Source organism: Nostoc sp. (assembly GCF_036919615.1).
In the GTDB taxonomy this organism is placed as follows: domain Bacteria; phylum Cyanobacteriota; class Cyanobacteriia; order Cyanobacteriales; family Nostocaceae; genus Nostoc.
This window is the reverse complement of the sequence record NZ_JBALCN010000099.1, coordinates 29,696-43,671: the sequence shown is the minus strand read 5'-3', so window position 1 is coordinate 43,671 and position 13,976 is coordinate 29,696. Positions and strand designations below refer to the sequence as shown.

Annotated in this window: 2 protein-coding genes (both running past the window's edge); both read left to right on the top strand. The window is 56.7% G+C overall.

The window, feature by feature from the left end:
* Window positions 1–2,970, top strand: partial view of an SDR family NAD(P)-dependent oxidoreductase gene (locus V7K48_RS30670; RefSeq protein ID WP_335078423.1) — the 3' end only. The gene continues 14,652 nt to the left of window position 1, outside the view; the window shows 2,970 of its 17,622 coding nt (coding positions 14,653–17,622); its start codon lies beyond the left edge, outside the window; its stop codon occupies window positions 2,968–2,970.
* On the top strand, window positions 2,957–13,976 hold the 5' end (the start) of the coding sequence (locus V7K48_RS30665; RefSeq protein WP_335078421.1) for an SDR family NAD(P)-dependent oxidoreductase. Its footprint extends 16,181 nt past the window's final position; 11,020 of the gene's 27,201 nt are visible here — the first part of the coding sequence; its start codon is at window positions 2,957–2,959; its stop codon lies beyond the right edge, outside the window. The genes V7K48_RS30670 and V7K48_RS30665 overlap by 14 nt, the downstream gene beginning before the upstream one ends.

Below are 13,976 nucleotides of genomic sequence, written 5' to 3'. Positions count from 1 at the left end.
ACGTTGCCCAAGACTCTCCTGTTCCACTACAAAACGATTGGCGAGTTAACAAACTATCTGGCACTGCGATTGCCTCATGTCTCTAATGGTGCGATCGCTGCTGCTGAACCTCACACAAAAACGATGGGATCTCCCTCTGATCGTCTGCCTGATCGTAATTCTGATGATCAGCCTGCCCCGCATCCTAATAGTCACAATCGGCAGCAACCTGATCATCCCAGTGCGAATGAGGCGATCGCGATCATCGGGGTGAACGGACGCTTCCCTGGTGCGGACAGTCTAGATGACCTGTGGGTGTTACTGCGTGATGGGAAAGAGGCTATCCGCGAAGTGCCGCCGGAACGCTGGGATCATTCTCAGTTTTATGATCCGCGCCCCGGCAATCCCATGAAGACCTATGCCCGTTGGGGTGGCTTCCTCAATCATGTAGATCAATTTGACCCGCTCTTTTTCGGCATCACGCCCAAGGATGCAGAGTTGATCGATCCGCAGGAGCGATTGTTCCTGGAGTCCGCGTGGTTGGCACTGGAAGATGCGGGATATAATCCAGAGGCACTGCGCCGCGTTTGGGAGGAACACCGCCAACGAACGGGCGTTTTTGCTGGGGTGACGTGGGGCAGCTACCAGTTGTTCGGAGCCGAAGCTTGGAGCCGGGGGCAGGCGATTTTTCCGAATTCGTCATTCTGGTCGATAGCAAATCGGGTGTCCTATATCCTTGACTTGCATGGTCCCAGTCTGCCGATCGACACCGCTTGTTCTGCGTCCTTGAGTGCGATTCACCTCGCCTGTGAGAGTCTGCGCCGGGGCGAATGTGATTTAGCGATCGCGGGTGGGGTTAATCTTTACCTACACCCCTCAAAATTCGTGCAGATGGCACAACTCCGTTTTGCTTCGACTGATGGCAAATGTCGGAGTTTCGGAGCACAGGGTGATGGCTATGTTCCTGGCGAAGGGGTGGGTGCTGTGATCTTAAAACCACTCTCGGCGGCAAAACACGATCACGACCACATCTACGCGGTGATCCTCGGTAGTGCCATGAACCACGGCGGCAAGACCAATGGCTACACGGTGCCCAACCCCAGTGCCCAAGCCGAAGTTGTCCAGTTAGCGATGCAGCGATCAGGAATTGCCGCCGAGTCGATTTCTTACATTGAAGCTCATGGCACGGGCACCGCACTGGGTGATCCAATTGAATTTGATGGGCTATGTGCCGCCTTTGAAACTGTATCATTTGAGACTGCATCAACTGGGAGGCAGGGACGTTGCGCCTTGGGTTCCATCAAGTCGAATATCGGTCACTTGGAGTCTGCTGCCGGGGTGGCTGGCCTGTTCAAAATCCTCCTACAAATGAAACACCGTTTGCTGGTGCCGAGTCTGCACGCTGATGTTCCCAATCCCGCGATCGCCTTCGAGTCCAGTCCTTTCCGCCTGCAACGAACCTGTGTGGTTTGGGAGAGTGACGGACCCCGCCGCGCTGGGATTAGCAGCTTGGGAGCCGGAGGAAGCAATGCTCATGCGATTATAGAAGAATATCTCAGCGATCACCGCCCAAAAGCGAGTACCGGAACCGAGTTGATTATCCTTTCTGCCCGGAATGAACGACTCCTACGGATTGCAGCACAGAACTTAGCAGCGGCATTCAGGCGGGAACCGGATATGCGACTGGCGGATGTGGCGTTCACCCTACAAGTCGGTCGTCATGCCTTTGTCCATCGCCTTGCCCTGCACGTTGATTCAATCGACCAAGTCTGTTCGTTGGTAGACATCTATCTGCAGGGGGAACAGGCAGACGGGCTATTCTTGGGTGTTGCTAATCCCAACTCAGTCGAGCCGCGATCTCTGGCATTGGATAATTTGCGGGAACTGGCTGCACATTGGGTCAGGGGTGGCATCGTCCCGTGGGATAGGCTGCCCCGAACGACAGAACCTTGGCGGGTTTCGTTGCCCGGTTCTCCGTTTGAGCCGCGACGGTGTTGGATCACGCGATTGGATACTTCCCCAGTCCAGCCAACCACGGTGGAGCAATGGATTGATCGCAATGACCCGATTGTGCGTGAACACCAAGTCAATGGTATACCGACGTTGCCGGGAGCGACCCTCTTGGAACTCATCAGTCGTGCCATCAACCAGACTGCTTTTGGCGTGCCCATTACCTTTGAAGACGTGACCTGGATGCGCCGCGCCGAGGTGGATGCAGAGATCATAACGCTGCACATCTCACTGGTGCCGGAACAAACCGGGGTGAGGTTTGCGATTCAAAACAGCGCAGGTGAGACCTATGCAGCAGGTCGAGCGATCACAAATCGTGAGGCTCTGCGTCCCCAAGCGATTCCAGCCGCGTTCATCCCTTTGCTTGAACCGGGCGGACGGTTGATTACACGGGAACAATACTATGCCGCCTTTGAGCAAGCGGGTGTTACCTATGGCGGATTATTCCAAGGTATCCGAGAGGTGCGCCTGTTGGCTGACGGCACCTCAGCACGATTTGACATTCAAGACAAGGACATTCAGGGCGGGGACTCGACCCGGTTCGGCAGTCAATCGGTGGTGCTTGATGCCGCCTTGCAAACGGTGCAAGTGGAATTGCAACGGGATGGGCGTAACGCCGCGCTCTGGTTGCCATTCTCGGTAGAGTCTGTCCGTCTCTTGGGCACCTTGCCACACCGAGGGACAGTTCTGTTGCGCCGCAGTGAGCCGCCTGTCGTCCAAGGGGACGATCTCTTGATCGCCCGCTTCCACTTGGTCATTCTGGATGACACCGGACACCTGATGGCAACCGTTGAAAACTTCTGCGTCAAAGCGGTCAAGCCTGTGGTTGTGAATCCGCCGCCGGAGGATCTGGAACAATGGTTGCTGTCAGCGCTGGAAGGGCTAGCGCGTGGGGATTACACCATTGAAGCTGCAGATCGCTTACTCGAAGATATTTCCAAATCGTGTCAGGGGTTAGGTGGGAACGATGAACAGATTTGAAATCCTAAGACTGGTTCAAAATGGCACGCTCACGCCGCAGGAAGCTGCCCGTTGTCTGGCTGCCAGTTTGTCTTTGTCCAACGAGAAACAGGTCAATGGCAATGACTCGGGGACGCAGGCGGACTTGGCGGATCTGATGTACCGTCCCGTGTGGCACCTCGCCCCTGTGGAGCAAACATCGGTGATCAGCGATCGCCCGACCTTGATTTTCTTTGAAGAAAATGGCTCTGATGTTCCCCCGCTGATGGGCTTGACCCAGCGATTGCAGACGGTTCTAGGGAATGCCGCGATCACCACTCCCCTAGCTGGACGCACTCTTGCTGATTTTGAGGCACTGTTGAGTGGGTATCGTGAACCGCCCACTATTGTTGTCTTGTATCAATCTGCTGGCAGGGAATGGCGATCACTGACTGCCGTTCAAGCTATGCAGGCACGGGCACTCTTCCCCTTGTTGCACTTGATTCGGGCACTCCATTCCCGTTGGGGCGCAACTGTAGCGACGGATCTGAAGCTGATCACGCTGGATCACCAGACCGTCCTCGGTTCAGAACAAGCCGCTGGTTCTGGTCAGGCGGACATCACGGGGGCTGTGTTGATTGGGGTGGCAAAGGTGTTGCGTCGGGAGTATCCTAGCCTGCGGGTGTCCATGATTGACCTGGATCACCAAGACCTGATCCGGAGTCGCTCAGAGTCGACCGCATTGATCACCCAAGTTCTGGCTGACCCGGGCGATCACGCAGGTCGAAACCTCGCATGGCGACAGAGCAGACGGTTTGTGCAGGCGTTAGAGCGGGTGCATCCAGAGGCTAGGGGTGCCGCAAGTCCAGTGTTCCAGCCCGATGCAGTTGTGGTGATCGCGGGCGGGGCAGGAGGCATTGGTAGCACGATTGCCCAGTGGCTCTTTGCCCAGTATCGAACCCGCCTGATCCTGCTCGGTCGTCGCCCAATCAACAGTGATATTCAGTCGCTTCTGGATGCGATTCGCTGCAACGGTGGGGAGGCCATATATTATCAAGCCGACATCACAAACCCCGACCAGACGCACCATGCCCTCACCACAGTCCGCGATCGTTTCGGAAGAGTTGATGCGGTAATACATTCGGCGCTCGTGCTGGAAGACTGTGCCCTCCACAGCGCCCAAGCAGAGTCCTTTCACCGTGTGCTTGCGCCGAAACTGGCGGGAGCGATTAATCTTGCCCAAGCGGCGATCGCCAGTGGTGCCAAGCTCCTCGTCTTTTTCTCTTCTGCAAATGTTTTCTACGGCAATCCTGGACAAGCCAACTACGTCGCGGGGTGTGCCTTCAAAGATGCTCTAGCTCAACACCTCGCCGCCTCCGGTCAAATCCAGGTCAAACTGCTCAACTGGGGCTTTTGGGACGAAGTCGGGATCGTCGCCTCTGCGGCCTATCAATTGCGCATGGACAAACTCGGTGTTGCCGGGATTACTCGCGATCTGGGCTGTGCCGCCTTTGCACGGGTGATGCAAAGTTCGCTGGATCAAGTGGTGGTGATTCGGTGTGATCCAAAGATGCGGCAGGAACTCGCGGTTGCCGCGGACAAACCAGCCCAACAGTTGCCCTCAGTGCAGGGTCTAGCGTCTGATTCAGTTCAGCAGACGGTGATCCGTAAGCGGATCCATGAGACGATCCACCACTGGTGCTACCAGCAAGCTCCCGGAGTCGATCAGCGACTGGCAGGGGCGCTAGCGGCACTTGAGGACGTTTGCCAGATTGCTCTGTTAGCCGCGTTTCGTACCCTTGGGCACACTGGCACCGATGTTCCTCCTGCCACAGGATATGCCATACCCCTAAAAACTGCACTGATCCCAATCTGGCAAGCGGCAACGGCAAACCAGGATCAGGTAGCACGATCATTCCAATGGGAGGCAGAAATAGACAGAGTGCGGCAACGGTTTCCAGAGCTATCCCCCCACTTAGCGCTGCTGCAAGTCTGCGTTGCCAATTACCCGAGTATGTGGCGGGCGGAGGTTGCCGGACATGAAATCCTATTCCCGAATGGGTCTAGCCATCTCGTTGCCCCAGTCTATTCAGGCAGTGACCTAGTTGAGCGGATGAACCAAACCGTGGTTGCGGTGCTGACGGCGTGGCATGCGGCACGGGGACAGGCACAACCCCTGCGAATCCTCGAGATTGGGGCAGGGACGGGGTCAACGGCAGCAGTGTTATTGCAGGCATTCGAGTCGATGCCGGACTTTGAATATTTCTTCACAGATATCTCACCCGCATTAGTGCGCCAAGCCTCAGAAACCTTTGATCGCTATTCCAGATGCCGTTTCCAGGTGCTGGATATTGAGCAGGATCTGATTGCCCAAAGCTTTGAACCGGGTAGCTTCGATGTCGTGGTGGCATCCAATGTACTGCATGCAACTTACCGGATGAGCGATACCCTGGCGCGAGTGAAAACCCTGTTGCGAACCAACGGGGTATTAGCTTTGATTGAAGCCACCTCTAGTCAAGTGTTCACCACCATGACATTTGGGGTTACGAGTGGATGGTGGCAGCATGATCCAAAGGAACAGCGTTTACCTGGTGGACCACTGCTGGATCAGGCGGGGTGGGAAGCCAACTTGGTCAGCGCTGGGTTTGAGGGGTTGGCGGCGATCGGGTTCGGCGAACAGAATGGAACTGCACCGTATCACGTCATCTTCGCAAAAAGCGACGGTTGGGTGCAGGAACCAGCCACCAAGCCCAGAACAAGCATCCCCATACCCCCACTCGATGCTCCTGTGGCTTTGCCTCTGCCCTCAATCCATCAGACATCCCACCCGCCAATCCTTGCCACCCTCAAAACCATTTTTGCCCGTGTCATAAAGATGGAGCCGTCCGAAATCCAGGCTGAGTCAACCTTCGAGGCGCTGGGAATGGATTCCCTCACCGTGCTTCAGCTAACCGACCAACTGGAGCGCGAATATGGTAAATTGTCAAAAACGTTGCTGTATGAGTATCCGACTCTGAATCGATTAGCCGCCCATTTGCAGTCGCATGGGAAGTCGGTCGCTTTGCCTGTGGAAGCGCGATCGCGGTCTCTATTGCAGGAGAATCAGCAGCAAAATTCACCATCGGCCGTGGAATCGCAATTTCCTACAGAGACGGCGACGCATCACAGGCAGACCATGCCCCTGGCAATTGTGGGCGTGGCTGGACGCTATCCGAACGGCAACACATTGGAGGAATTCTGGGCAACCTTAGCTGCAGGACAGAGTGCGATCCGGGAGGTGCCGCGTGATCGCTTTGATATCACCCCATTTTTTGATCCCGAGGGGGGAGAGCGCAAAAGCTACAGCAAGTGGGGGGGCTTTATCAGCGATGCTGATAAGTTTGATGCAGCTTTCTTCGGAATCTCGCCGCGAGAAGCAAAGGACATGGATCCGCAGGAACGGGTTTTTCTGGAAACCTTGTGGGCGTGTCTGGAAGATGCCGGATATCCGCCCCGGCGGCTCAAGGCGGCAGCAGGCAAACGGGGACGCAATGATGTCGGGGTTTTTGCTGGGATCACCTACAGCACCTATCAACTGTACGCACTGGATCAGTGGAACAGTGGTTATCGGGCGGGGGCACATTCCTCGTTCTGGTCATTGGCGAATCGTGTCTCCTGGTTGTTCGATTTTCAAGGTCCAAGTCTTGGGATTGATACGGCGTGTTCGTCATCGTTGGCAGCAATCCACCAAGCGTGTGAAAGTATCCACCGTGGTGAATGCAATGCCGCGATCGCAGGTGGGGTCAACCTAATCTTGCACCCCCTCCAGTTGGTCGGGCTGAGCCAATTACGCATGTTAGCGCCGGATGACAAGTGCCGTGCCTTTGGGGATGGAGCAAATGGCTTTGTCGATGGTGAAGGGGTAGGGATTGTGTTAATTCGTCCCCTAGCTGACGCAATCGCGGACGGCGATCAAATTCGGGGGGTGATCCTGGGATCTGCGATGAATTCTAGCGGACGCACAAACGGATATACCGTGCCCAGTCCAACCGCCCAGTCCAGCGTGATCTTGGACGTACTCGATCGCTGTGGCATTGATCCCCGCACCATCGGATATGTGGAAGCACATGGTACTGGGACGGCACTCGGCGATCCGATTGAAATTGCCGGACTGACAAAGGCTTGGCGGGAACAGACGCAGGTGACTGGGTTTTGCGCGATTGGGTCAGTGAAAGCCAATATTGGACACCTGGAATCAGCGGCGGGAGTGGCGGGGCTGACAAAAATCCTGTTGCAGTTCCAGCATCAGGCGATCGCGCCCTCTTTGCACAGTGAATCGCCCAATCCCCTGATCGAATTCGAGACCACCCCTTTTTGCCTGCAAACACAACACACCCGCTGGGAATCGCCCACTGGCCCACGACGGGCGGCTCTGAGCAGTTTTGGGGCAGGCGGTGCGAACGTCCACATGATTGTCGAAGAATTTGAAGCTGTTCCCTTGAGTGATCGCGCTCGCGAAACCGTTGAAGAAGTAATTATTTTGTCGGCAAAATCAAAGCAGGCATTGGTGGCAGCGGCGCAACGGTTAGGAACATGGCTAGAATCGCAGACCCCAGACACGCTGGATCTGGCTGATGTGGCGTGGACGCTGCAAGTGGGGCGGGAGGCCATGGAGTATCGCCTTGCTGTGGTCGCGACTTCAATAGAGGACTGCCTGGAACAGTTGCGCTATTTTGTCGAGCAAGTCCCCTCGGATGCCCTGTTTGAGGGGCGGGTGAAGCGCAGTTCGGTTGATGGGTTACCAGCGGATGCCGAGTCCTGGCGCCAGTGGTGGCAGGATCAGCGGTATCCCAAGATCGCCAGTTTGTGGGTGACGGGGATGGAGCCGGATTGGGCAACCCTGCCTCAGAACGGCGATCGGCGGATCGTGGCGCTCCCATCCTATCCCTTTGAGCGGGTGCGGTATTGGCCTGTGGCGACGGAACCGCTAACCGCACTGGGTACAGTGGTCACCCAGGTAAATGAAGACGTTGATGTAGAGATTAATCTTAACGTTGATTCTGGCGAATCGTCCAGGACATTTGTGCCGAAATGGTTTGCAGAACCCGGGCGACAACCCTCCACCGGAACCGCTGGACGACATGTGATCCTGCAACGAAGTAACTCTGTGATCGCGGCGGCATTGGCTGAAGAGTATCGCGATTGTGTTGTGATTTCGCTCAACCGTGCGGACTGGCTGGATGCTCTGGAACGTGAAACCGCGATCGCCACGATTGATTTCCTCGGGGCGCTGGATGCCTGCGACTGGCAGGATGCAGTTGACGATTCTTTGCCCTTGCTGCGGTTGATTCAGCACCTCGCCCGTCGGAAAACGACACCCCCGTTGTTGCGGATTGTGACGCGGCGTGCCCAGAAGGTGTTCCCCAGTGATCGCCTGACCAAGCCTTGGGCGGCAACCTGCATCGGCTTAGGACGAGCTTGCCGGATCGAATTGCCGTCTTTGCCTGTGGTCTGTATTGACGTGGAGGGGCTAGCACCGGAGGCAGAAGCGGCGGGGATTGCCCATGACGCGGCAAAGAGTCATGCTATTGAGGTGGCGTGGCGCAATGGGGAACGCTGGGTACGGAGTATTGAAGCGGTGACGGTGCCAGCGGTATCAGCCACGCAGTCGTTGCCGCCTCGGTTACGCCAGGGGGGAGTGTATTGGATCGTCGGTGGTGCATCCGGCATTGGGCTTGAGATTGCTCAATGGATGGCGGCTCAGGCTCAGGCACGGGTGGTACTGATCGGGCGCTCGGATCGCGGTGATTGCCAAGCTGCGGCTATTGAATCGATTCGAGCCGCAGGCGGTGATGCGATTTACCTGCAAGCCGATGTCAGCGATCGCGGCGCACTCCGACGGGCGATCACCGAAACCCATCAACAGTTTGGGGCGATTATGGGAGCGATTCACTCAGCAATGGTGTTGCGGAATCAGCCGTTGGCAACCATGTCAGACAGCACCTACAAAACCGTGTTAGCTCCGAAAGTCGCTGGGAGTGCCGCGTTCGCCGAAGCGCTCAGTGGGGAGGAACTGGACTTCATGCTGTTCTTCTCCTCTCTGGCGGCGTTAGCTCCCACTCCTGGTAGTGCCAACTATGCGGCGGCGTGTTCCTTTGAAGATGCCTTTGCAGCGTATTTACAGGATTCCGGACAGTGTCCGGCACAGACGATCAACTGGGGCTTTTGGGGCGATGTGGGTCAGTTGGCCACTGCCGAGGGCCGGACACGGTTGGCGCAGTTGGGCGTTCAGCCGATGGGTCGCGCTATGGGGATTCAGGCGTTTGCTGATATTCTCCGGCTGGGATTAACCCAGGCTATTCCCCTGCGAGCCTCAACGAAGGTGCTGGAGCTCCTGGGGCTACGGGATGCAACTTTGCCTGAGGTGGACAACCTGGCAGAGGCCTGTGCAGCGGCGACACACGTGGAACAGCAATCCTCGTTGGTGCTGAGCCAAGGAGAACGGGCACTGCAGGAGCTGGATGCGCTCAGTCGGCGGTATCTGATCCAGGTATGGGCACAGTTGGGTCTGTTTCCGCGTGATGGTGAACGCATGAACCGGGAAACGCTGCGTCGTCGGGCGGCACTTTTGCCGAAGTACGAGCGCTTGTTAGAAGCGCACCTGGCAATTTTTGCGACTCATGACTTGATTCAGTGGGCAGGGGACGACATTCTGGCTGGGTCAGCCTTGAAAACGGCGCTAGCAACGACGGATGCAGCGGGGATCGCCCATGCCCATGCCGAATTCCTGTGCCAGCATCCCGATATGGGTGGCTTTGCGCGATTGTTTGAAGCTTGCCTGAAACCGGACGACTATGCAGCGGTACTGGCGGGAGGGATGTTAGCGACCGAGTTGCTGTTCCCTGCGTCTTCGCCGGAACTGGTGACGGGGATGTACCGGGACAATCCCTGGGTCGATCACTACAACACACTGGTGGCTGAGGCGATCGCTGGGTTTGCCCGGAGTAGCGATCCAGCAAAATTGCGGATGATTGAACTCGGTGCAGGGACGGGATCGACCACTGCGTTTGCCCTGCGTCAGCTTGACCCATTCTGCGGTCGCGTCACCTATGATTTCACCGACGTATCTCGAAAATTTCTTCAAAAAGGGAAAGCTGTATTTGGTAGCAGCTACCCTTTTGTGCAATTCCGCCAGTTGGATTTAGAACAGGCTCCTGACACACAGGGCTTTGAGCCGAACTCCTACGACATCGTGATTGCAACCAATGTGGTACATGCAACCCGCAGCATCCGCCAGTCGCTCCAGCACATCACACATCTGCTGAAACCCGGTGGTCTGTTGCTTCTGAACGAGTTAACCCACAAATCGGATTTTCAAACTATTACCGTGGCGCTACTCGATGGGTGGTGGGCGTTTGCCGATGCCGAGGTGCGGATTGAGAACTCACCCTTATTGCAATCTGATCGCTGGATGGCGCTGTTGCAAGAGGCTGGCTTCCGCAAGGGCAAGGCATTTGGCACCCCCTATCAACAGGTGTTTGTGGTTGAGTACAGTGACCACCAGAGTCGGGTTAATGGGACACAGACCAATGGAACACAGACACAGGCGTCGGCTCTCACCCCGCCATCAGTAAGCCAACCGCCCCAGAGCCAAACCGCCGCCCCCATGAGCGTTACCACGATTGCAACCCGAATCAGTGCAATCACTGCCGCTGTCCTGGAAATGGATACCACGCTGGAGACAGATCAGGTCTTTGCCGAAATGGGAGTGGATTCCATCCTCGCCCCCCAAATTGCGAATCGGCTCAATCAGGCGTTTGGGACGGCGATCACACCTGCGGACTTCTACAGCTATGCCAGCCCTGCGGAAATGGCGGCGTGGATCGCCAGTCTGCACCCCCCAGTCAATGAGCCATCCGAGCCACCCCCCGTTGACACCCCCGATCATTCCCCCGCCGATACTGCGATCGCGATCATTGGGCTGTCCTGTCGGTTTCCGGGGGCTGGTGATCCGGCCCAGTTCTGGGACGTGCTGCAAGCTGGGCGCGACGTTTTTTCAAACCTTGCCGAATCCCGCTGGGGCAACCATCCTACCCAGCCCAACCGTTCTGTCCGGGGTGGCCTGCTGCCAGACGCATTGCAGTTTGATCCCTTCTTCTTCCGTCTCTCGCCTCGGGAAGCGGCACAAATGGATCCCCAACAGCGCGTCTTTCTTGAGGAAACCTGGAAGGCGATCGAAGATGCTGGCTACTCCCCTGACAGTCTCGCCAATACCCAGTGTGGTGTATACGCGGGAGCCGCCCAAAATTTCTACGGTCTGACGGCGACTAATGCAGGCAATGGCAGCGTGGACTCCATGTCGTCGATTGGCACCTCAATGGCGATCCTGCCCGCACGAGTGGCCTATCATCTCAATCTCAAAGGTCCTGCTATCCCGGTCGATACCGCCTGTTCCTCCTCACTTGTTGCCATTCATCTGGCGTGCCAAGGTCTTTGCAATGGCGATTGTGACATTGCTCTGGCGGGTGGCGTGGCAATCTTACTGCTGTCCCCCAACGTTTACACCTTCCTGGACGGGAGCGGCATGATTTCGCCCTCCAACACCTGCCGTCCCTTCGACAAAGCGGCGGATGGGTTCGTGCCAGCGGAAGGAGCCGGAGTCGTGTTGCTGAAGCGCCTGCCGGATGCCCTCCGGGACGGCGACTACATCTACGGGGTGATCCGGGCTTCGGGCATCAACCAGGACGGGCGCTCCAACGGGATCACGGCTCCCAATTCCCAGGCGCAAAGTGATCTGGAAACCGCCGTGTATGAAAAGGCTAATATTCACCCAGAAACGATTAGTTATATCGAAACCCACGGTACGGGCACCAAGCTAGGCGACCCGCTGGAAGTGACGGCACTGACCAATACCTTCCGCAAATGGACAACGGCAACCCAGTTCTGTGCTATCGGGTCGGTGAAAAGCAATATTGGTCATACGATGGCGGCGGCAGGCGTTGCCGGATTGATCAAGCTCCTCCTGAGTCTGAAGCACTCCGAGTTACCCGCTTCCCTGCATTTTCAAGATCCCAACCCCGCCTTTGATTTTTCCTCGTCGCCCTTTTATGTTGTCCGTGAGCGTCGTCCTTGGCTCCGTCCAGTCGGTGGCATCCGACGGGCCGCACTGAGCGCATTTGGCTTCAGCGGGACAAATTGCCATCTGGTGATTGAGGATGTGCCTGCAGTGTCCAGGGATGGGGCGGTGCGAGACCAGGGCAAATGGCGGGTTGTCCCAATCTCCGGCAAAACACCAACCTCGTTGCGCCGTAATCTGGCAACCCTGGCTGACTGGGCAGATCGCCATCCCGACGTGCATCTAGATGATACTGCTTGGACACTGGCGATCGGTCGTCAACACTTCGAGTACCGGGCGGCTGTGGTTGTGCAAACTACCCGTGACTTGGCGGCGGCATTGCGGTGGGTAAGGGTGTCGGAGGGGGGCACCGAGCCAGTGATCTTCTCTAGCGTCACCCCATCTGCAATCAACCCGTGTGAAAAAGCGGCGCGGGACTTCCTGCGGGGAGAAACGGTGGACTGGCAGCAGATCTGGACTGGGGCACACGGTAGACGCATTTCATTGCCCACCTATTCCTTTGACCGGGAAGAATACACCAGTGAACCGCTGGAAGTGGCACCCCAACCCCCAGATAGTGTGAGCCTGCGATCAGACAATGGGACTTTGCGACCAGAAACTATCCGTGTCAGCACTACCGCGTCCCAACCGACCGATCCGGCTCCTGATTTGCTCGATCAGATCATGACAGCGGTAAATACGCAGGTCGAGCATCAGGGCGATCCCCTCGTTGGACGAGCGAGTGTATTTGATCGGTTAGATCGAATTGGTGCCTTGGGCCTACTCGAAGCCTTTCAACGCGCTGGGGTCTTGCGGGATGCCGATGACTGCACAACAAAATCCAAGTTGCGGCAGAAAATCTTACTGGCACCGCAGTATGACAGATTGTTTGAGGCGCTGCTTGAAATTCTGATGGCTGAAGGGTTAATCGAGATTGCTTCAGAGAGGATTGCATTGAATCGGGTCAGTGAAGCGAGGTTTGCCCATCAGATTGCCGCCACCCGATCTGACCTGTGCGCGGCGCTGTTGGCTGAATGTCCCGAAACGCGCCCCTACCTAGAACTGCTGCACAAGTGCCTGGATAGCTATCTGGAACTGCTTTCAGGGCGATTGTCCGTCACTGACCTGCTGTATAACGAGGAGTCGTTGCCGCTGATTGAGGCGATCAATCGCAATAATCCGCTGTCTGACCATTTCAATGCACTGGTGGCAGCAGCGGTAAAGGCGGCGTTGCTGGAGATATCTGACCCGAAGCAGACTCAGCCGATCAGGATTCTGGAAGTTGGTGCGGGGACTGGCTCGGCCACGCAATCGATTTTGCCTGCGCTCGCCCCTATGCATGATCGCATTGAATACTACTTCACAGATATCTCGCCGGCCTTTGTGAACCGGGGGCGCGATCGCTGGAGTGCGGAATTTCCGTTTACCCGATATGCCGTCCTCGATATCGAACAGGACTTCACGTCGCAAGCCAATAGTTTAACAGGAAAACCGGGGCAATTTGCGATCGTCTGTGCAGCGAATGTCCTGCACGCGACCCGCGACATTGGCATAACGCTAGATGCCGTCAAGCACCTACTGCAACCCCAGGGCATTTTGATTCTGAGTGAAGTGTGCCGATTTGAAGTCTTTGCCACCCTCACCTTTGGACTGACGAGCGGCTGGTGGTTGTTCGAGGATAGCCAGAACCGCATCCCCCACTCCCCCTTGTTGAGCGTCCTCAACTGGCGGCGCTGCCTGTCTGCCCACGGCTTTTCTCGGGTACGGACATCCGGACTACGCCATCCCGAACAGACTGAGTCGTACTTGCAGAGCCTGATCGTGGCACAACGCAGTGCCGAACAACGGGTGCCGTCCATGCCTGCATCTGCGTCAATCCCTGCGTCACCGTTTGCAGCAGTGTCCATGCCTGTGTCAACATCACCGTCACCCGTCGCCGTTGAGTCAGCCTGGG